The following is a 21304-nucleotide window of genomic DNA, read 5'->3' as shown; positions in this document are numbered from 1 at the left end:
TGGGATGAAAAGTTGGGATTATGGGACGAACCTGTCTTTTTTATAACTTTGCGCCCATGTCTAAAGTAAAAGTCGGCTACGTTCAGATGAGCTGTTCCGCCAACAAGGCGGACAATCTTGCCAAAGCCATCGAAAAGGTCCGGGAAACCGCGGCCAGCGGGGCGCAGATCATCTGCCTCCAGGAACTGTTCACTTCGCTGTATTTCTGCGATGTGGAGGATTACGAAAATTTCAAACTGGCCGAGCCCATTCCCGGCCCCTCCACCGAATCCCTCGGTGCGGTGGCCAAAGAACTGGGCGTGGTGATCATCGCTTCGCTGTTCGAAAAACGGACGGAAGGCCTGTACCACAACACCACCGCCGTGCTGGACGCCGACGGCTCCTATCTCGGCAAATACCGCAAAATGCACATCCCAGACGATCCGGCGTATTACGAGAAGTTTTACTTCACCCCCGGCGATCTGGGCTATAAAGTCTTCAAAACCAAGTTCGCCACCATCGGCGTGCTCATCTGCTGGGACCAATGGTACCCCGAAGCCGCGCGCATCACGGCGCTCATGGGCGCGCAGATCCTCTTCTACCCCACCGCCATCGGCTGGGCCACGAACCAGGACGAAGCCACCAATACCGAGCAATACAACGCCTGGCAAACCATCCAGCGCAGCCATGCCGTCGCCAACGGCATTCACGTGGTGAGCGTGAACAGAACGGGTTTCGAGCAAGACGGGCTCATGAAATTCTGGGGCGGCTCCTTCGTGGCCAACCCCTTCGGCACCGTGCTCCACCAAAGCTCGCACACCGATGAAGAAAACGTGGTGCTGGAGCTCGACCTTTCCAAAACAGACCGTTACCGCACGCATTGGCCTTTCCTGCGCGACCGCCGCATCGACTCCTACCAACCGATCACCAAACGCTACATAGACGACGAACAATGATACAACCTACGCCCCGGGAACTGGGTTACTACTTCCCGGCAGAGTTCCATCCGCATACCGCCACCTGGCTGAGCTGGCCCCACAAGGAAGCCAGCTGGCCCGGAAAGATCGATTCCATCTTCCCCCACTACAGCCGTTTCATCAAATACCTGGCAGACAGTGAACTGGTGCGCATCAACGTGGCCGACGAAGTCATGAAAACCTTCGCTACCAGGCACCTCCAGCAAGCCGGCGTGAACGTCGGGAACGTGGAATTCTTCATCCATCCCACCAACGACGCCTGGTGCCGCGACCATGGCCCCGCGTTCCTCATCAACCCCGACGCCGAAAAGAAAAAGGCGGTGGTAGACTGGAACTATAACGCCTGGGGCGGGAAATACCCACCCTTCGACCTCGACGATGTGATCCCCACCCGCATCGCCCGCCATTTCGACCTGCCGCTCTTCGAGCCGGGCATCATCATGGAAGGCGGATCCGTGGAATTCAACGGGAAAGGGACCATCCTCACCAGCACCTGCTGCCTGCTCAACGAAAACCGTAACCCGCACCTCAACCGCGAACAGGTCGAACAGTACCTGCACGATTTCTACGGCGCCAACCAGGTGCTTTGGGTGGAAGAAGGCATCGTGGGCGACGATACCGACGGGCATATCGACGATACCATCCGTTTCGTGAACGAAGACACCGTGCTGACCGTTATCGAATCCGACAAAAACGACGAGAATTACGACATCCTCCAGCAGAACCTGCGCCAGCTCAAAACCATGCGCCTGCTGAACGGCAAGCCCCTCAACATCGTGGAGCTGCCCATGCCCGATGCGGTGATCTGGGAAGACCAGCGCCTGCCGGCCTCCTACGCCAATTTCTATATCGCCAACAAATACGTCATCGTTCCCACTTTCCAGTGCAACAAAGACGAGCAGGCCCTGCGCATCATCGCCGACTGCTTCCGCGACCGCGAAGTAGTGGGGGTGGATTCCACAGACATCATCTGGGGCCTCGGCAGCTTCCATTGCCTGAGCCAGCAGGAACCTGCGATTTAAAGCGCTAAATTATTCCAAATAGAAAAGGGCTGTATCATCATCTGATACAGCCCTTTTCCTTTATCCGAGCCAGCTTATTTGTATTTGAAGCGGTATGCTACGGTAGCGGTGAACTGCCGCGGCGGGATCGGGTTGATGCTGTAGTTTTCATGCACCAGGAAGTTGTATTCATTGGTGATGTTGGACAGCTTCGCCATTACGGAGAATTGTTTCCAGCTGTAGCCGATGTTCAGATCGAGCGTGGTATAGCCGTCGACGTTGAACATACGGTCGGGTTGCGCGGTAGTATTGTTCCAGCCCACATTGCGATCGCCGGTGTAGAACGCCATCAAGCCGAATTTCAGGCCTTTCGCGGCACCGTTCTGCAGGGTGTAGAAAACGCTGGCGTTGGCGGTGTGATGCGGGTTGTTCACGAGACGGTCGCCCTTCAGGAGGTTGCCGTTGGTTTTGCCTTCGGCGGGAGAAATGGCTTTGGACACGAAGATATCGTTATAGCTGTAGCCAGCCACGATATCGAGCCCTGCAACGGGATGGCCCGCTACGTCGACCTCAACGCCATTGCTGGTAGTACCGCCGATGAGCTCTTTCATGTTCGCGTCTCCGTTGATTTGTCCATCGCGGGTATAGGTAGCCACCTGCGCGAGGTTGCTGTTCCTGATCTTGTAAACGGTAAGGTTGGCAGACAGTTTGCCAGCAAAGAAATCGTTCTTCACGCCCGCTTCGTACTGATCGATGAGCGAAGGCTTGAGGGCTTCCTTGTTCAGGTCGTAACCGGAGTTGGTGGTGAAGGAATTGCTGTAGCTCACGAAGAGGGCCGTGGTGGGAATAGGTTTATATACCACACCGAAACGGGGCGAGAAAGCATTGTCATATTGGCCTTTGGTGAAAGTTTCCGCACCGGTTTTATACACCGTTTTCCTTTGTGCCTCGTTGCCGATATAGCTCCAGCGGATGCCGGCGAGCACTTTCAGTTTTTCGGAAATGCTTACCAGGTCTTGCACGTAACCGCCGAAACGGGAAACGGGCAAACGGTTGATCTCCCGGGCGGTAGCCATCGGCATATCCTGGCGGCCGGGCTTTTGACCGAGGTCGCGGAAGCTGATCTTGTCGTACAGGTTTTTGCTGGTGCCGTAAGCGCCTTCGAAATCCCAGGCAGTGGTATTGTCGGTAGTATATTTATCGGCGTCTACACCTGCAAGTACGGTATGCTCAACGGAACCGGTCCTGAATTTACCGGTGAGGTCGATCGTAGCGCTTACGTATCTTTCGTCGTTAAGTGCTTTGCCGAGGGGCCGGTCCAGCGAATCTTTCGAGAATTGGAGTCTTTCGATGGAGTAATAATCCCTTTTATATTGCTGGAAAGCCACGTTGCCGTTGATGCTCCAGTTGCTGTTCAGCTGATGTCGTACGGTAACGCCGGCAGTGGCCTGCTGTACCTTGGAATACTGCCAGGAAGTGCCGAAGAAGGTGTTGCGCGGAACGTCTACGATGGATTTACCGTTGTTGGTGCCGATCCCGAAGTCGGGCGTGTAATCGTGTTTCAGGTAATCGCCCTGCACGATGATCTCCGTGCGGGGAGACACTTTGAAAAGCAGCGAGGGGTTCACGTAGTAGCGTTTGCTGCTCACGTGGTCGCGGTAGCTGCCGGCGGATTCGTAGGTACCGTTTACGCGGTAGGCTACTTTGCCGCTGATGGGGCCGTAGATATCGAAAGAAGGTTTATAGAGGTCGTAGCTGCCTACGCGCATGCTCACTTCGCCGCCGCCTTCGAATTTGGGCTGTTTGGTGACGAGGTTCATCACGGCGCCGGGGGCCACCTGTCCGTAGAGGATGGCGGCGCTGCCTTTGAGCACTTCAACGCACTCGAGGGAGCTCATTTCCGGGAAAGTGCCGGAGTTGACGCGTGCACCGTTTTTGAACATATTGTAGCTTCCGAAACCGTAACCGCGGGCGGAGAAGGCTTCCTGGGTGCCGGCGCGCGTGGAGGCGAGGTACACGCCGTTCACGTTTTTCACCACGTCGCTGAGGCGCTGGGCCTGCTGATCACGGATGGTGGCCTGGCCGATCACGGCAACCGCCTGGGGAAGGTCCATCACGGGGATGGGCAGTTTGCTCAGGTTAACGGGGCGGTCGTTCTGGGTGCGCTTGTCTGAAATCACCACTTCGGAAAGCTGGTGAGCCGTTTCTTCCAGCGAAATGTTGATTTCTGTGCCTTGCTCACCGGTGATGGTGATCTGTTTTTCAACAGGTTTGAGGCCGACAGACGATATGAAGAGGGTGTAAGATCCGGGCTTGAGGTTGCGGAGGGAGAATGACCCGTCTTCGCCGGTGGTGGTACCGCGGTTGAGTTCGCGTACTACAACGGTTACGAAGCCTGCGGGCTTGCCGTCGGCGGTGGATACATGTCCTTTGAGGGAACCTTTGGCGGGGTTTTCTTCTTCAGATAAGGTGGCTGCAGTATCGGAAACCGCTGCTGTTGTATAGTAGGTTGATCGTGCTGCCGCCGTGTGGGCCCCAAGGGCGCCGGCGAGCATCAGGAGGTATACTTGCTTCATTTGCTCACTCTAAATTTTTGCAAAGAACAGCAGTTTTCAGTGTTAAAGACCGACGGATCGGGAAATCCATTTACGCGATCGGGAAAAAGTTCGCGCGTCTGGCCGATTTCTAATCAACCTATTGATTTACAATCACATGCAACTAAATTCCAAAATTGCCATCGCGCCGCTTTCCCGATCCGATCAATTAATTTTCACTGAAAAGACCGGGTTCGATCAGATTTCCGGCATTGCTTCCTGTCTTTCATGTACCTGCCCATCACCTATCTTTTCCCGATGTCGAAAACGGAAATCCCTTTCCGGCGAATGGAACAATTGTCACAAAACCAGCAAATATCCTTGAAATTGCCACAAAAAAGGGTGACCAAGCGGCCACCCTCTATTCACTCAACATCAAACTCAAGCCGGTATCGGCCCGGGAATTTCCCTTTCCCAGAACCGGTGCTGCTTCAATCCTGCGATGAATTCCTGTGCGAGGGCGTTCACGTCTGCCCCGGAAAAACATCCGGGATGCAAGCTCCCCGCGAAATACGTGGCTTCCAGCACGTCCGAGGCTGCCGGATCAGAAGCAATGGGCTTGCAATGCCGGAATGCCTCGTTCAGGAAATGCACCGCATCGCCATTCAGCACCAGCGCATTGGTACCACCCGGCAGGTACACCCCGTCGTACAGCACGGAAGCCGCCGTCAGGTAGCTGTTTTTCACCGGGATATCTTTTCCATCATCCCCTTCCACAAACCCCTGCCGCGGCGCCACCACTTCCCCGACCGCGCCTTCGGCGGCCAGCGCCGCCTGCATGGCTTCCACGTTTGCGGTCACCACCCCGTCTGCCGTCAAAATGGCGACTTTCCGGGATTTGATGGTGTCTTTCACCGTATTGGCCATGCTCAGCGCCTCACTGGCCGAAAGCTCCAGCTTTGCCGCAACGGGCTGGTAATCCTGCGGATCGCCGTCGGCGGGAATACTATGATTAACGGGCTGCTCCGGCACTTCGGGCACTTCCAGCCCCAGTGCGTCGGCCACCGTGGTGGCCAGGCCCATGTCTATCTGCGTGAGAATGCCCACCATCCGCTCCCGCACTTCCACCGTTTCCACTTTTCCCAGTTCGAAGGCCAGGGCGTTTTGCAAATGCAGTTTTTCGGCGGGCGACTGGCTATTAAAAAACAGGGTGGCCTGGCTGAAGTGATCGAAGAAGCTCCTGCTGCGGCCGCGCACTTTATGCGCATCGATTTTCTCCGCGTGGGAACGGAATCCGCCTTCTGACCACTTCGCCTGGAACGGGCATCCGCCGCCGAGCGAATTGGGATGGTAGCTGGACCGGCCGGGATTGACCTGCTGGCGCATGAACCCGTCGCGCTGATTATTATGCACTTCGGGGAGCGGCCTGTTGATGGGAATTTCGTGGAAATTGGGCCCGCCCAGGCGGATGAGCTGCGTATCGGTGTAGGAAAACAGGCGGCCCTGGAGGAGAGGATCGTTGGTAAAGTCGATCCCCGGCACCACGTGCCCCACATGGAACGCCACCTGCTCCGTTTCCGCGAAAAAGTTGGCGGGGTTCCGGTTAAGCGTCAATTTGCCCACGCGCTGCACCGGCACCATTTCTTCCGGGATGATCTTGGTAGGGTCGAGCAAATCGAACGGGAATTTATGTTCGTCTTCTTCGGCCACCAGCTGCACGCCCAGCTCATATTCGGGAAACTGGCCGTTTTCGATGGCTTCCCAGAGATCGCGGCGATGGAAGTCCGGATCTTTCCCGGAGATTTTCTGTGCTTCGTCCCAGGCCACAGAATGCACGCCCAGCAAAGGTTTCCAATGGAATTTCACGAACGTAGGTTTGCCCTGGGCATTGATCAGCCGGAACGTATGAACCCCAAAACCTTCCATCATGCGGTAGCTGCGCGGAATGGCGCGGTCGCTCATGAGCCACATGATCATATGGGCGGATTCGGGCATGAGGGAAATGAAGTCCCAAAAAGTATCGTGCGCACTGGCTGCCTGCGGCATTTCATTGTGGGGCTCGGGTTTTACGGCGTGTACCAGGTCGGGGAACTTGATGGCATCCTGGATAAAAAACACCGGCATATTATTCCCCACGAGGTCGAAATTCCCTTCCTGCGTGTAGAATTTCGTCGCAAATCCCCGCACGTCGCGCGCAAGGTCCGTAGAACCCCGGGAACCGGCAACGGTGGAGAACCGCACGAACACGGGTGTTTCGGCCGAAGGGTCGGTGAGGAAAGCGGCGCGGGTGTAGGCGGCCAGCCGGTCGTCGTACACACGGAACACACCGTGGGCGCCGGCGCCGCGGGCATGGACCACGCGCTCGGGAATCCGTTCGTGGTCGAAATGCGTGATTTTTTCGCGCATGATGAAGTCTTCCAGCAACGAGGGGCCCCGTTCGCCGGCTTTGAGGCTGTTCTGATCGTCGTTCACGCGGGTGCCCTGGTTGGTGGTGAGGAATTGGTCTGTGTTGTCGGTCGTGTGTTCGTTGAGCTGCTGGTTTTTGGCGTCGCCGCCGGGTTTGGGTGTTGCCATTTGAAATGGTTTAAGGTGTGAGAGCGAGGGTTTTTCCAATGCAAGGCGCCACAATCCGGATGCCAGAAGCGCAACAGCCATGCGCGGGGGCCACCTGCGCGGAGGTTGCTTGTCAACCCCTTAAAAAGCCACTGTGGAAAAGCGGCCCCGCCCCATTTTTAAAATTCTTTGGGATTTTTTGGCACGCCCATTGTTTGTATTTGCATGAACCAAAAACAAGAGTCATGAACAAGATCATCATCGCAGCTTCCGTTTTGGGCACCGCCGCCGCCGGCATTTTCTGGTACATGAAAAACCGCCAGCGCGCAGACGCTGCCATAGACGATATGAAGAAAGCTGCCCGCAATGCATACGACCGCGTCAGCAGGAAAGCGGCAGAGGCCAGCCATAAGGCAGACCGAAAGGTAAGAGAGCAACTTGCATAATTCTCTCTACACGATCATATACCAAAAGGGCCGTCATTTCGAAAATGACGGCCCTTTTGCATGCTATAAAGTTTGCTATCTCGATTTTACCCGGAAAAATCCCCGGATCAATTTTGCGGGCGGGTTACAATCTACCGCCGCGTTGTACACGGTAACGGTATATTGTCCTTCCACGTATTTTGTACCTCCCACCACTTCTACTTTTTCTATCGAGACGCTGCCGGGGCTATTGATATCGTACCCGTCCTTACAATGCGTATATCCGCTCAACCAGCCGCCAGGACCGCCGGGGAGATACACCGCCTGTGCCGTAGCGGCGGGTTGTGCAATGTCCCATCCGTAATTCCCGGTTGCAGGTGCCCCGATCTTGATGGTGAGCATGATGCTGGAAGTTGCGCTGATGATCCCTTCGATATTGAGCGCGAAAGGATCGGCAAAATACCAGTGTTGCACAGTGTTGAAATCCTGCCCTGCAATGGTACCGTAATGCCACGTATCTTCCACGATCCGGATCTTTTTGAACAGGATCGCTTTGCCGGTGGTGCCTCTGCCGGGGATCATGCCGGCTGGGATGAAGTTGTGGATTTCCACGCTTACGGTCACGGGGTTGGGATTGGACGGTTTCGCGGGAGCGGTGTAGTTGGCCAGGAAGGGCTTGGCGTCTGGAGTAATCGTTCCGCCACCACTGGCCATTTTCCAGTTTTTCACGTTTTCCGCTTTTTCCAGCACTTTTTCCCGGGCGATTTCCACTTCGTCCTGGTTCAGATTGGCGATGAGAAAGTCCTCGGTGACATGGATCGACAGCAGGGTCGATTCTTTGACTTTGACGGCGTCTTTACCGGACGTGAGCCAGAACATGGCGTAGGGTGCCCAATCGGAGAAGTGATCGGTCTGAACCGTGAGGGTTTTGGCCTGTTTATCCAATTGTGTTTTGGGCAACATGCGCCAGATGCCGTTTTGCGCCTGGTAGGCCATGAACAGCGCTTCTTCGTGGGTACTGTCGAGGTCGGCCGCAGTGTAGGTGAACTGCAGCGTGAGGGGTTTGGCGAATTTGACACCTTCGGGCCTGAGCCTGTAGGCGATGCCGGGGCTCCCGGGGAGGGTGTTGGAAATAGGCTCCACCGAGAACTGCGTGTTGGCAGCGATGGCACCGGCGGGAACGGTGATTTTCAGTTTGCCGTCGGCGGACGAAATGTCTCCCCCGGCAGCGCCGATGGTTTTGGTGACAGGCGCGCCGAGCGAAGTGCCTATGGGGCGAACGGCGCCTTTGGGCGGCTGGGGCTTGGGGGTTACGTTGTCATTATTTTCGTGTGAAGTGCAGGCAAAAAGCAATAGCATGGCCAGCACGGGGGCGATGATCCGTTTCATGTGGGGTAAAAAATGGTTATTAGCTGATGATGATATTCCGACGCAAAGGTACCTCCGTCCCGAACGACCGGCAATCGGCGATGGTACGTATTTTTAGAGGTACCGTATTTCTACTGAATACCACCTGCCCCATTTTACATACCGTCAAAACGGAAACTGAAAATCCCGTTGACGGAAATCATTACGATTTGTAAAAATTCCATCACAGATCGCCCGAAATCGTTAAGACAATGTTAAATCCACCTATATCCGTTGACCGAAATCATTGCGGATTTGTAAATCACCCCGTACTTTTGGCGGATGAATACCACCATTACTCCGAATAAGAAAGCGGGGACCAACTGGTTGCACGAGATGGACTTCATCGGGATGCACCTCGTGCCTTTTCTCGCCTTCTTCACGCATGTGACTGCTTTCGACTGGATTTTGTGCGCAGTGCTGTATTTCGTGCGCATGTTCTTCGTGACCGGCGGATATCACCGATACTTCTCGCACCGATCGTATAAGACTTCCCGGTTCTTCCAATTCCTGCTGGCTTGCGGCGCGCAGAGCAGCTTCCAGAAAGGGGTGTTATGGTGGGCTGCCAATCACCGCGTCCATCACAAGCATTCCGATACCCCGGAAGACCCCCACTCCGCCAAGATCTACGGCTTCTGGCATGCCCATATCGGCTGGATCATGGACAAGGAGCACAAGGAAACCCGCTACGATCTCATCAAGGATATGAAGCATAAAGAATTGTTCTGGCTCAATAAGTACCACTTCGTTCCGCCGCTGGTCCTCGCCGTTGCCGTGTATTTCATCGGTAACAAAGTGAATGGCGCGGGCTGGTTCGACTGGTCGGCCGGTCTTTCCACGCTTTTCATCGGGTTCTTCCTCAGCACGATCCTGCTGTTCCATGGCACTTTCACCATCAACTCGCTCATGCACAAATGGGGCAAGGCACGATATAAAACCGGCGACGAATCCAAAAACAGCCTCATCCTCGCACTGGTGACCCTCGGCGAAGGCTGGCACAACAACCACCACTATTACCAGCGTGCTACACGACAGGGTTTCTACTGGTGGGAGATCGACATCACGTTTTACATCATCAAGATGCTGGGCTGGTTCGGCCTCGTGTGGGATATCCACGGTGTGCCGGAGAAGATCAGGGAAAACAATAAGGTTTCGGTATAGGAACACCTTGCAAAATAATGAAGCCCCTCCGGCCGGAGGGGCTTTTCTTTTTTAATCCGTTTCACCCGGAATATCGAAAAACCGGACCGTTCCGTCGATGAACATACCCGCGAACCGGCCAAAACTTGCGCTGGGAAATAGTTTAATGCATTTACCCTTCATTTCTTCCTGGCCGGCCGTCTTCCGGACTGGCTAAGGCTATTGCAGCGGTTTTCAATTTTTTCAGGACCATCAAGATCGGTCATGATCAATAAATAGTCACCCGTAAAAATGACGAATCCCGTTCATGAAATTCACCCGCAACTTATCCTGAATTTTCCCTTCCCATTGATTAAATTAGCCTATATGCAACGTTTCCTGATCCTGCTATTGCTGCTGGCCGCCACCGGCAAAGCGCAGCAAACCCAGAAGCCACCGCTCCACGGCCGCCACTGGATGGCCATTACCGGCAAACCCCTCGCCGCCACCGCCGGCGCCGCGCTTTTCCAACAGGGCGGCAATGCCGTTGATGCCGCCTGTGCCATGCTGGCCGCCACTTGCACCATGTGGGACGTGCTGAGCTGGGGCGGTGAAACGCAGGCGCTCATCTATCATCCCAAAACAGGGAAAGTGATCGCCATCAACGCCCTCGGCGTGGCGCCCACCGGCGCTACCGCAGCGTTTTACAAGGGAAAGGGGTACGCCTTCCCGCCGGAATACGGCCCCCTTTCCGCCGTAACTCCCGGAACGCCCGGCGGCATCTGCCATATGCTGTCCGAATACGGCACCAAAAGCCTTCAGGAAGTGCTGCGGCCCGCCATGGAAATGGCCGCGGGATACCCCATCGAAGCGCAAACCGCCAACAGCATCGAACGCGGGAAATCGTGGATCAAGCAATGGCCTTACAGCGAAAAGGTTTTCCTCACCCATCCCGGCCAACCCCGCGAAGCGCCGGAAGCGGGCGAGATCTTCGTGCAGGCCGACCTCCTGGCCACCCTTCAAAAAATGGTCGACGCGGAAACCGCCGCGCTGCGTGCCGGAAAATCCCGGAAAGAAGCCATCATGGCCGCATACAACAGATTCTACAAAGGAGATATTGCGCAGGAGTTCGTCCGGGGCGCCCGCGAACAGGGAGGCCTCATCACGATGCAGGACCTCGCCAACTGGAAAGTGATCGAAGAAGAACCCGTCCACGTCAATTACAAAGGCATCGACGTCTACAAGCTCCGCGAATGGACGCAGGGCCCCATGATGCTGCAAGCCCTCAACATCCTCGAAAACTTCGATCTCAAGGCGATGGGATACAATTCCCCGCAATACATCCACACCGTCTACCAGGCCATGAACCTCAGTTTCGCCGACCGCGATTTTTATTACGGCGATCCGTACGGAACGCTGAAGCCCCCCATCCGCGGGCTCCTCAGCAAAGCCTACGCCCGCCAGCGCGCCGGTACGATAGATCCGAGGCAGAACGCAACGGTCGTCATGCCCGGAGACCCCTACCCTTTCCAGAACGAACGCAATCCCTGGAAACGCCTCCTCGAACTTCGGCCCGCTTTGTCTGACACAACGCAGCAAAAGCCGCCGGGGGAATTTGTCCCGAAACACGACGCCATCGCTTACCAGCCGTCGGACAGCGCCTACCACGACCGACTCTGGCGCGGCACCACCAGCGTGGAAGCTGCCGACGCAGAAGGATGGGTGGTCAGTATCACGCCCAGCGGCGGATGGCTGCCCGCCTGCATCGCCGGGAGAACGGGCGTCGGCATGAGCCAGCGCGCACAAAGCTTCGTCCTCGATTCGGTCATGAACCCTTTCAACGTGATCGCTCCCGGCAAAAGGCCACGCGTCACACTGACGCCTTCCATGGCGTTGAAAGACGGCAAACCGTTCCTTTCTTTCGCCGTGCAGGGCGGCGATACGCAAGATCAAAACCTGTTGCAATTCTTCCTCAATGTGGTGGAATTCGGGATGACGGTGCAGCAGGCCACGGAAGCGGCGAACGTCAATAGCAACCAGCTGTGGCTGTCGCTGGGCGGAACGGCGGTGAAAGACAGGGTGCCCAGGGCCGGGAGCATCCTCGTTGCCAGCGCCACGCCAGACAGTACGCGCCGCGCGCTCGAAAGCATGGGCTATACGCTCAGCTTCGCAGCACGAACGAGCGGGCCCATTAACGCTATTTTCTTCGATACGCTGCATCGTTCCCTATGGGGCGGCAGCAGCAATCACGGCGAGGATTACGGCATCGGATGGTAGTTTTACGCGGTGGGAATGTATATCACGCCCCACCATCCGGGAAACACCGGTATGCTTTTTGGGCGTACCTTTGCTGGGATTTGAAAAACTCGATTTCCTGTCACAAAAAATCATGCGGTATGTTATCGATCGGCACCCCGGCACCGGATTTTAATTTGTACTCAACGCCCGACCAGCGGTATACGCTGCAAGACTTCCAGGGCAAGAACCTTATCATGGCTTTCTACCCGGCAGACTGGAGCCCGGTTTGCGGCGACCAGATGTCGCTCTACAATGAAATGCTCCAGTTGTTCCGCAAGCAGAACGCGGCGATCGTGGGGATTTCGGTAGACAGCAAATGGTGCCACCAGGCCTACACACAGGCGCGCAACCTGCACTTCCCGCTGCTGGCGGATTTTGAGCCGAAGGGAGCCGTCGCCAAAGCGTATGAGGCGTACGACGATAAGGAAGGCCAATGCCATCGCGCATTGTACGTGATAGACGGCAACGGCATCATCCGCTGGAACTTTTTATCGCCCCCGGCTGTTAATCCTGGTGCAGACGGGATTCTCGATGCACTGGAAAAAATTCAGGCTAAAAAAATATAAACTATCTATGGCAAAACTCACACCGCCGCCCGGCCCGCAAGATCATGCACGGGGTAAGGAAGGAGCGCCCGTTACGCTCGTGGAGTACGGCGATTTTCAATGTCCGCATTGCGGAAAGGCTTTTCCCGCAGTGGAAGACATCGTTAAAAAAATGGGGCCCGGTTTGCGGTTCATCTTCCGTCATTTCCCCCTTTCCGAATCCCACGCCATGGCCAAGCCCGCAGCCATCGCCGCGGAAGCCGCCGGCCGGCAGGGAAAGTTCTGGGAAATGCATCACGGTATCTTCCAAAACCAGGAAATGCTATCCGCCGAAACCCTCTTCGCCATCGCGCAACATATCGGCCTCGACCTCGAACAATTCCGGAACGACATACAGGATACCGCATTGGAAGATAAAGTGGACGCGGATTTCGAAAGCGGCGTAAGAAGCGGCGTGAATGGTACGCCTTCGTTTTTCATCAACGGCCAAAAATACAACGGCAGCTATGACGAAGAATCGCTCATGGCTTCCCTCACTTTTTAAACACAGGTTATGAGCGCATTCAATGATCTCATCCAATCCGAACAGCCCGTACTGGTGGATTTCTATGCAGACTGGTGCCAGCCCTGCCATGCCATGACGCCCGTCATCAAGGAAGTGGCGCAGGCGGTGGAAGGCAAAGCGCGGGTCGTAAAAGTGAATATCGACAAGAACCAGCAGGCCGCCAGCCATTTCAACGTGAGCGCCGTGCCCACTTTCATCATTTTCCGGAAAGGGGAAATAGTGTGGCGGCATGCGGGGATGATCGACAAAGGGAGCCTGCTCCGCCAGTTGCAGGCAGCGTCTGCATAGGAAAGGTTTCCGGTTTTTCGTATCTTGATGGAAATACGAATTCCACATGAAACTAGCCGCCTTTTTCTTACTGGCAGCCTTGTCTGCCAATGCCCAGTCCGATTCCCTGCACCTGCTTGTGGCAGACGGCGCCAAACCCGTGCTGATATCCAAACAGTTCAAATTCACGGAAGGCCCCGCGCCCGACCGGAAAGGCAATATCTACTTCACCGACCAGCCGAACAACTCCATCTGGAAATACGACACCAAAGGCAGGCTCAGCCTCTTTTCCGACAAAAGCGGCCGCGCCAACGGATTGTACGTCGATAAAAAAGGGAACATCCTCGCCTGCGCAGACGCAGACAACGAGCTTTGGTCGTTTTCCCCCAAAGGCGTGCATACCGTATTGATGGATAATTTCGAAGGGAAGAAACTGAACGGCCCCAACGATCTCTGGGTCCATCCCAACGGCGACATCTACTTCACCGACCCCTACTATCAACGCAACTACTGGACCCGCCAAAAGCCCGAGATCGACGCCATGCGCGTGTACCGGCTCCCCAAAGGCGCCAGTGCGCCGGTTATCGTGGCAGACGATATCGTGAAGCCCAACGGCATCGTGGGCACGCCAGACGGGAAATACCTTTATGTTGCCGATATCGGCGGGGATAAAATTTACAGGTATGAAATTTCGGGGGATGGAAAACTCGCCAACCGCATCCTTTTCACCAATAAAGGCGGCGACGGCATCACGCTCGACGAGCGCGGGAACCTTTACCTCTGCGGCAACGGCGTATTCATCTACAATCCGCAGGGCCAGCAGATCGGGCATATCGACGTCCCCGAAAAATGGACCGCCAACGCCTGCTTCGGCGGCAGAAAAAGGAACATACTTTTCCTCACCGCATCCACCGCGGTGTATACCGTCGAAATGAAAGTAAAGGGAGCGGAATAAATTTACGAAGGCAGGAACCAGATCCCCTTCGACGGCAATGCCACGAAAACAGCATCGCCCTTCTGGTATTTCGGCGCGGTGGTGCGCACGGTGAGCAGATTGCCCGGCACTTCCACCACCACATCATGATAGCTGCCGCCGAACATCACATCCTTTACCACACCCTTGATGGCCTCGCTGCCGTCTTTCGCGAAACGGAACTGCTCCGGCCTCACCACCAAACTGCGCCGCCCGTTCACGACGATCCCCGGCATGAGGGCAAACACTTTCGCCTTGTCGGGCGGAAAGAGTTGAAAATCGCCCAGGAGCCCCGCTGCATAAGCGTCTGCAGGCTTACTGTACACTTCCGCAGGACTGCCCTGCTGAACGAATTGCCCGTCGCGAAGAATGATGAGATGGTCTGCCCAGGGCAACACATCGTCCGGATCGTGGGAAACGAGGAGGCTCGTGATGCCGAAAGCCTCGCCCAGTTCGCGTATCACGGATTTGAGGATGTGGGTATGAATGAGGTCGAGGTTGGAATAGGGCTCGTCCAGCAGCAGGAGCTTCGGTTTGGTGACGAGCAGCCGCGCAAGGGAAATGCGCTGCTTCTCCCCGCCGGAAAGCTGGTCGGTCTTCCGTTTGAGGAGATGGCTGATCCGGCAGATGTCGAACAAGCGGGTGGCCTCTTCGTCGGTCAGCTGGTTTGCATACGCGAGCAGTTCTTCCACCCTGTAATTATTGCGCAGCTCGTAATGTTGCGAGAGGTATGCGATGCCGGGGTGACCAGGAATCAATTTCCAATCCGGCCCCAGTACCTTCTCCCCTTCGAACAGGATGGTGCCGCCATCGGGCTGTACCCATCCCGCGATCATCCGCAGCAATGTGCTTTTTCCCGATCCGGAAGCGCCCATCACGGCTACTTTCTGTCCACGCTCCACATTGAAAGACAAAGGCTGCAATTCGAATCCCAGCTTGTCTTTCCTCGTTATATCTGAAACTTGTAAAAACGTCATATTCCCTAAAATTGCCGGCCGGTTACTGCAAAGCGCGTTCCATTTCCGGAACATAAAGAAAAAACATTTCCGCGAATTGGACCGGCCGGCTTTTGTGAAGGGCTATAACGAATGGAGGATCAGTCCGTTACGATCAACGGACCCGTTCAACCGGAACATCCTTCGCTTCGGGACTGTCCGTGTATGTTTCAGATATCAATATCGACACCCCGGCGGAAGCCCCTTAGTTGCCCCCTTCAATCCCCGTAATTTGCATTCGACTTTTTTATTATACCTAACGAGTTCCATGCCGTTCCGCGGAACGATTTATTGACCTCAACCATCTCTCATGAAACCATTCTACTCAATTGTGGCGTGTGCCGCCATGGTGCTGCTTTCCAGCGTAAGATCATCAGCCCAGGCCACACGGAACGTCCGCTTCACCATCGATGCATCCGCCCCCAACAGGAAAGCCATCAGTCCGCTGGTGTACGGCACCAACGACCATTATCCCTACGCGCCGGCCAAGCGGATGGGCGGCAACCGCATCACCAACTACAACTGGGAAAACAACGCCAGCAACGCCGGCCGCGACTGGGTGCATCATAGCGACGACTGGGTGCCGGCGCAATGGAACACGCCCGAAAACCAGTACAATGTGCCCGGTTCGGCGCTCAAGGCATTCCACAACCAATCGCTCCAGCAAGGCGCCTATTCCCTGGCCACCTTGCCCATGGCGGGTTACGTGGCGAGAGACAAAAACGGGACGGTCAGCGAAAACGAAACCGCGCCGTCTAACCGCTGGGTACCGGTGGTAGCCCGCAAACCCGGCGGGAACCTCTCGCTCACGCCCGATGTGAATGACAATGCGGTGTATGTGGACGAGGAACTGCATTTCCTCCTCGATGCCTACGGCCGCAGCAATACCGCCACCGGCATCAAAGGCTATTCGCTCGACAATGAGCCCTGCCTCTGGACCAGCACGCATCCCCGGCTGTTCGGCACCACCGGCGTGTCTGTCAATTACCTCATGAACAAATCTTACGAAACGGCGGAACTGATCAAGGAAATGGACCCCTCGGCCGAAGTGTTCGGCCCTGCCTTATGGGGTTATACGGCTTATCAAAACCTCCAGTTCGCGCCCGATTGGGACCAGGTGCGGGGCAATTACGAACTGTTCGTGCATTACTACCTCGCCAACATGCGCGCCCGTGGCCAGGCCGCGGGGAAACGCCTGCTCGATGTGCTCGACCTGCACTGGTACCCCCAGCAAAACCGCGATTTCGGCAACATGAGCCCGTTCGACGATGAAAACGACGACAACTCTGTTCTGGGCCGCATTTCCATGTCGCGCGGACTTTGGGACGATACCTACCGGGAGAATTCCTGGGTGAACGACGCTTCCAACGGACAGATTTTCCCCGTGTTGCCCAAGCTGAAGCAAATGATCGCCGATTTTTATCCCGGTACGAAGCTCGGGATCACGGAATACAGTTACGGGGGAACGAGCCACGTTTCCGGCACCGTTGCGCAGGCCGACGCGCTGGGCGCCTTCGGGACGGAACAGATCTATTTCGCTTCCTATTGGGGCGCGGTGACCGGGTATATCAAAAGCGGGTTCGACCTGTATTGCAATTACGACGGCAACGGCGGGAAATTCGGCAACACGTCCGTCAAAGCGCAGACAGACAATCGCGCGGTGAGCGCGGTGTACGCTTCCGTGAACGCTTCCAGCGACGAGTTCCTCCATACCATCGCCATCAACCGCAGCATGACCGATACCGTAGTAGCGACCGTGTCTTTTTCGGGAGCGCGCCAGTACAAGAGCGCGTCGGTGTATATGGTAGACGGGAATAGTCCGGTGGTGCGCAGGATGGAAGATATCCGCACCGTGGTGAACAATTCCTTCCAGCTGAAAATGCCGCCCATGACGGTGTATCACCTGGTGCTGTCGGAAACGGATCTTACCGTATACCCCTACATCACGAACCTTACCATTGCGCCGGCCATCGGTTATTCTGACGGGAATGCCCGGTTTACCGTATCCGCTACCATCACGGATTCCGATAACGATATGCGCCCGCCGACGATCGACCTGAGCTCCCTGGGCGGCAGTGCCGCCACGCCGCTCGTGCGTAACGGCGACCGCTATTCCATCGAGTATACCGTGCCCGCCAATACCGCCTCCGGCATGAAAATGTTGACCGTTTCGGCAGCAGACGCAGCGGGGCACAGCGTTTCCGGGAACGTCACCTACCGTGTGATTCGCGAAATGCCATCCACCGACATCTGGAACGGAGACGCCATCCGCGGCGGCGAAGGCGAACGCTTCAACGACGGCAGCGATCAGACAGCCGGGACGCAAATCATCGAAAGACGGGCCACCGGCGGCAACACCGACCCCGGCAGTTTGTACATGCGGTTCAAACACGATCCCAATTACTGGGGGCTCATGACCTGGCGCATCGATCCCAATGCAGGCGGTGCGCGGGATGTAAGCGAATTCGGGTATCTCGAATTTTACATCCGTTCCAACGCTCCGGAATATGCAGACATAGAATTCAGCGTGAGAGACGCCAGCGCCAACATGAACGTTTCCAACAGCGTGAAACTCAAGGCTAACGGCTACATTTCCTCCTTCCACCCCACCCAGTTCACGAAAGTGAAAATCCCCTTCTCCGACCTGTTCACCGGCTCCGGGTTCGACCTCACCCGCCTGTGGCAGTTCAATTTTCTCGTCAATTCCGCGCAGGATGGTTTTGAGGTTTGGATAGACGATGTGCGCGCCGTGCCCTACGACAACCCCACCGTTCAGCCGGTCCTCAGCGATGTGCGGATCAACCCTGTAGCGGGTTTCGCGGACGGCATCACTCCGGTTCAGCTCAGCGTGCTGGCCAGCGATCCGAACAACGACCTGGCCACCGTCACCGTCGATCTTTCCCCGGTGGGCGGCGCCAACAACCAGACGCTCCAGCTGGTGAACGGAAGGTATGTGGCGAGTTTCACCGTGCCGGCCACAACGCCTCCCGGCCCCCGTTCCTTCCACATTACGGCGACCGACCAGAAAGGGAACACGGCGCAAATGCCGGCGGATTACCTCGTGTGGAGCCGCGCTTCGACCGACGTGATCTGGGATGGCGACACCAAAAATCCCGGCATCGTCCACAGCACCAGCAATAATGCATCGCAGCTCGTGGTGCTGCCCACCGGCGGGAACAAAGGCCCGATCCACATGTCGGCACATATCGAGCCCGGCCCGGAACCCTTCGCCTATGTGTTCTGGGACCTGGCGCAGAACGCAGATGCCCGGATGGTCGACCTTCGCCAGAAAAGATACCTCAACTTCAGCATCCGCTTCCCCAATACCGCCGGCCTCGGCAACTTCGATCTGCAGATCTTCCTGAAAGACCGCTTCGGCGGCGGATCGAATGCGGCATTCCTGCTGCGCGACAAGTATCTCACACAATTGTCGGGCAATTACCAGCAGGTCCGCATCCCGCTCGCCGATATGGTGAACGGCTCCGAGATCGATCCGTCGAAAGTTGCGCTCATCGGATTTTTGTCGGAACAGATGCCCAACAGCGGCGTGGATTTCCAGGTAGACGACATTTACCTGAGCGGCAGTCCGGTAGCGGATGTAGAGATTGCAACGCAGCCCTCCGCATGCGGGAACAATGGCCGTATCGAAGTGAAGAAAGTGGTGCCCGCATCCAATAACTATCAGTATTCCATCGGCGGCGCAGCGCAGGCCAGCCCTGTTTTCGAAAACCTCCAGCCGGGGCAGTTCGACCTGCGGATCACCGGGCCGAATAATTTCGTATATGTGGAAACGGTCGTAATCGGCGGTGGACAAGGCCTGCAGGGCAATATCCAGGTAGATGACCAGGCCGGTAACATCAATCTGACGATCACCGGCGGCAGCGGGAATTATACCTACGCCTGGTCGAACAACGCTACTACTGAAGATTTGACAAACGTGCCTTCCGGCGATTATGTGGTGAACGTGAAGGATAACGTCAGCGGATGTACGTATCGCGGAACGGCGAAAGTGACGCGCCAGCAGGCCGTACAGTTCACCGTAAAAAACGCGCAATGCTTTCCCAACGGCATCATTACCGCCACAGTGAGCAACGGCAGCGGCGTGTACCAGTATTACATCAACGGGAAAGCCAATCCGGACGGCATCAACAGCAACATTTTCGGTCAACTGGAGCCCGGTGTATATACCATCCGCGTCACGAATGCGAATGGTTTCGACTTTTCCCAGGCCGTGACGGTGGGCGGAACGCTCAACGACCTGCTGATCGCGCAAACCATCGATCACCGCTACGGCAATATCGACATTACCATTACCGGCGGTAGCGGGAATTATCGCGTCAATTGGGCGCATGGGTCTACGGTGCCCGACCAGTTCGGCCTGGCGTCCGGGCAATATCATATCGAAGTGACCGATCGCACTACGCAATGCGTGACGGCCATGACGCTCACCGTAACGCGTACCGGTCCGGACGTGACTTTCACGTCTACCGACGCTTCCTGCAACACGGGCGGTACCATTACCGTGGGCACCACCGGGGCCAGTGCGGCGCCGTACCAGTATTTCATCAACGGGCAAGCCAACCCGGCCGGCGTCAACGAACCGGTTTTCCGGAATCTGCAGGCGGATTACTATGAAGTCAGGATCACGGGGGCGAATGGTTTCGAGAAGAACGAACTGGTGGTGATCGATGGATGGCTGAACGACATGGATGTGACGTCACAGACCGATCATACGGCCGGCGCGATCGATGTGACCGTGACGGGTGGCAGCGGCAATTATTCCTATCGCTGGTCTACCGGCGCCACTACACAGGATGTGAGCGGCCTCGCCACCGGCGATTACTGGATGGAAGTGACCGATGTAACGGCTGGATGCGTGACCAGGAAAGATTTCCGGGTGACGCGGCCCGCCCATCCCACCGTTACCTTTACCGTTACCAACGCCCGCTGCGGCGCCAACGGTGTGATCGGGGTGAACCTCAGTGCCGGTGCGCCTTCCGATTTCCGGTATTTCATCGACAACAGGGAAAACCCCGCGGGCCCCGCTAACCGGGAGTTCCGCAACCTCGCGCCTGGGAATTATTCCATCCGCGTAACCGGCAGCGGCGGATTCTCGAACACGCAAACCGTAACGGTTGGCGGCACGCTTAACCAGCTGGTGATCATCGGCACGGCGGATGAAGACGGCAACATCAACATCAGCGTGAACGGCGGCAGCGGGAACTACCAGTACTTATGGTCCGACAAATCCACCACCGAAGACCTCGAGCAACGGGCGCCCGGTTTATATACCGTGAACGTCACTGACAGGGCCACCGGTTGTTCCGCACAGTTTACCATCCTGGTGGCGGCGAGCCGGGAATCGTTGTGGATTTATCCGAACCCTGCGCAGGAGGGCTTCCGCGTCAAATTCGTCATCCCCGAATCCAGTGAAATGGAATTGACGGTGACGGACCTTTTCGGCCGCGTATTGCACCGGCAGGTGCTCACCGAATCGCAGGGGAATATATACGTTCCCGCAACGAAACTGCGGTCCGGTATGTATTTCGTGCAGGTGAAATCCGGGAAGCACAAACAGACAAGACCTGTTATCATCGCCAAATAAATGGGTAGCGTAAAAAGTAAAAGGCCGGTCTTTGTACCGGCCTTTTTTTGTAGGGATGAAC

General features: G+C 56.2%; 14 protein-coding genes. 10 read left to right on the top strand and 4 right to left on the bottom strand.

From position 1 onward, the window contains the following. Positions 1–56 precede the first annotated feature (56 nt). Together ACQKLP_RS07740 and ACQKLP_RS07735 are read left to right on the top strand one after the other, a co-directional pair. Complete coding sequence (locus tag ACQKLP_RS07740) at positions 57–935, top strand: carbon-nitrogen hydrolase (protein WP_341843475.1); 879 nt, start codon at positions 57–59, stop codon at positions 933–935. Then, positions 932–1978 (top strand): agmatine deiminase family protein, encoded by a 1047-nt coding sequence (locus tag ACQKLP_RS07735; protein WP_427321628.1) that lies wholly within the window; start codon positions 932–934, stop codon positions 1976–1978. The genes ACQKLP_RS07740 and ACQKLP_RS07735 overlap by 4 nt, the downstream gene beginning before the upstream one ends. Positions 1979–2052: 74 nt before the next feature. Here the strand turns inward: ACQKLP_RS07735 and ACQKLP_RS07730 are convergent, their stop codons facing one another. Further along, the gene (locus ACQKLP_RS07730; protein WP_427321626.1) at positions 2053–4533 is read right to left on the bottom strand and encodes a TonB-dependent siderophore receptor; all 2481 of its coding nucleotides are present in this window, start codon (positions 4531–4533) and stop codon (positions 2053–2055) included. 399 nt (positions 4534–4932) lie between these two features. Further along, positions 4933–7065 carry a catalase gene (locus tag ACQKLP_RS07725; RefSeq protein WP_427321624.1) on the bottom strand — a complete coding sequence of 711 codons (2133 nt, stop codon included), beginning with the start codon at positions 7063–7065 and terminating at the stop codon, positions 4933–4935. Between the two features lie 224 nt (positions 7066–7289). Between ACQKLP_RS07725 and ACQKLP_RS07720 the strand changes: the two genes are divergently transcribed. After that, the gene (locus ACQKLP_RS07720) at positions 7290–7490 is read left to right on the top strand and encodes a hypothetical protein (protein ID WP_341843472.1); all 201 of its coding nucleotides are present in this window, start codon (positions 7290–7292) and stop codon (positions 7488–7490) included. 75 nt (positions 7491–7565) lie between these two features. Here ACQKLP_RS07720 and ACQKLP_RS07715 read toward each other — a convergent pair whose 3' ends face one another. Continuing rightward, the gene (locus ACQKLP_RS07715; RefSeq protein WP_427321622.1) at positions 7566–8858 is read right to left on the bottom strand and encodes a hypothetical protein; all 1293 of its coding nucleotides are present in this window, start codon (positions 8856–8858) and stop codon (positions 7566–7568) included. A 300-nt stretch (positions 8859–9158) separates the two neighbouring features. Between ACQKLP_RS07715 and ACQKLP_RS07710 the strand changes: the two genes are divergently transcribed. From ACQKLP_RS07710 to ACQKLP_RS07685, 6 genes are all read left to right on the top strand, one after another. Further along, positions 9159–10037 carry an acyl-CoA desaturase gene (locus ACQKLP_RS07710; protein ID WP_427321621.1) on the top strand — a complete coding sequence of 293 codons (879 nt, stop codon included), beginning with the start codon at positions 9159–9161 and terminating at the stop codon, positions 10035–10037. 345 nt (positions 10038–10382) lie between these two features. Next, positions 10383–12272, top strand: coding sequence for a gamma-glutamyltransferase family protein (locus ACQKLP_RS07705; protein ID WP_427321619.1), 1890 nt, complete (start codon positions 10383–10385; stop codon positions 12270–12272). 119 nt (positions 12273–12391) lie between these two features. After that, positions 12392–12859: a redoxin domain-containing protein gene (locus ACQKLP_RS07700; RefSeq protein WP_427321617.1), complete on the top strand. Its 468-nt coding sequence runs from the start codon at positions 12392–12394 to the stop codon at positions 12857–12859. A 7-nt stretch (positions 12860–12866) separates the two neighbouring features. Beyond that, positions 12867–13382 (top strand): DsbA family protein, encoded by a 516-nt coding sequence (locus tag ACQKLP_RS07695; RefSeq protein WP_427321615.1) that lies wholly within the window; start codon positions 12867–12869, stop codon positions 13380–13382. 9 nt (positions 13383–13391) lie between these two features. Further along, a complete protein-coding gene (gene trxA, locus ACQKLP_RS07690) occupies positions 13392–13691 on the top strand; it encodes a thioredoxin (RefSeq protein ID WP_427321613.1) in 300 nt (99 codons plus the stop codon). A gap of 46 nt (positions 13692–13737) precedes the next feature. Next, a complete protein-coding gene (locus ACQKLP_RS07685) occupies positions 13738–14625 on the top strand; it encodes an SMP-30/gluconolactonase/LRE family protein (RefSeq protein WP_427321611.1) in 888 nt (295 codons plus the stop codon). A gap of 2 nt (positions 14626–14627) precedes the next feature. Here ACQKLP_RS07685 and ACQKLP_RS07680 read toward each other — a convergent pair whose 3' ends face one another. Then, positions 14628–15620 (bottom strand): ABC transporter ATP-binding protein, encoded by a 993-nt coding sequence (locus ACQKLP_RS07680; RefSeq protein ID WP_427321609.1) that lies wholly within the window; start codon positions 15618–15620, stop codon positions 14628–14630. 328 nt (positions 15621–15948) lie between these two features. Here ACQKLP_RS07680 and ACQKLP_RS07675 point away from each other — a divergent pair, with 328 nt between their 5' ends. Then, on the top strand, positions 15949–21243 hold the full coding sequence (locus ACQKLP_RS07675; RefSeq protein ID WP_427321607.1) for a glycoside hydrolase family 44 protein: 5295 nt from the start codon (positions 15949–15951) through the stop codon (positions 21241–21243). Positions 21244–21304 lie beyond the last annotated feature (61 nt).

The organism is Chitinophaga sp. NPDC101104, assembly GCF_050277495.1.
GTDB lineage: Bacteria > Bacteroidota > Bacteroidia > Chitinophagales > Chitinophagaceae > Chitinophaga.
The sequence above is the reverse complement of the archived record's forward strand: the minus strand, read 5'-3'. Positions and strand labels throughout refer to the sequence as shown.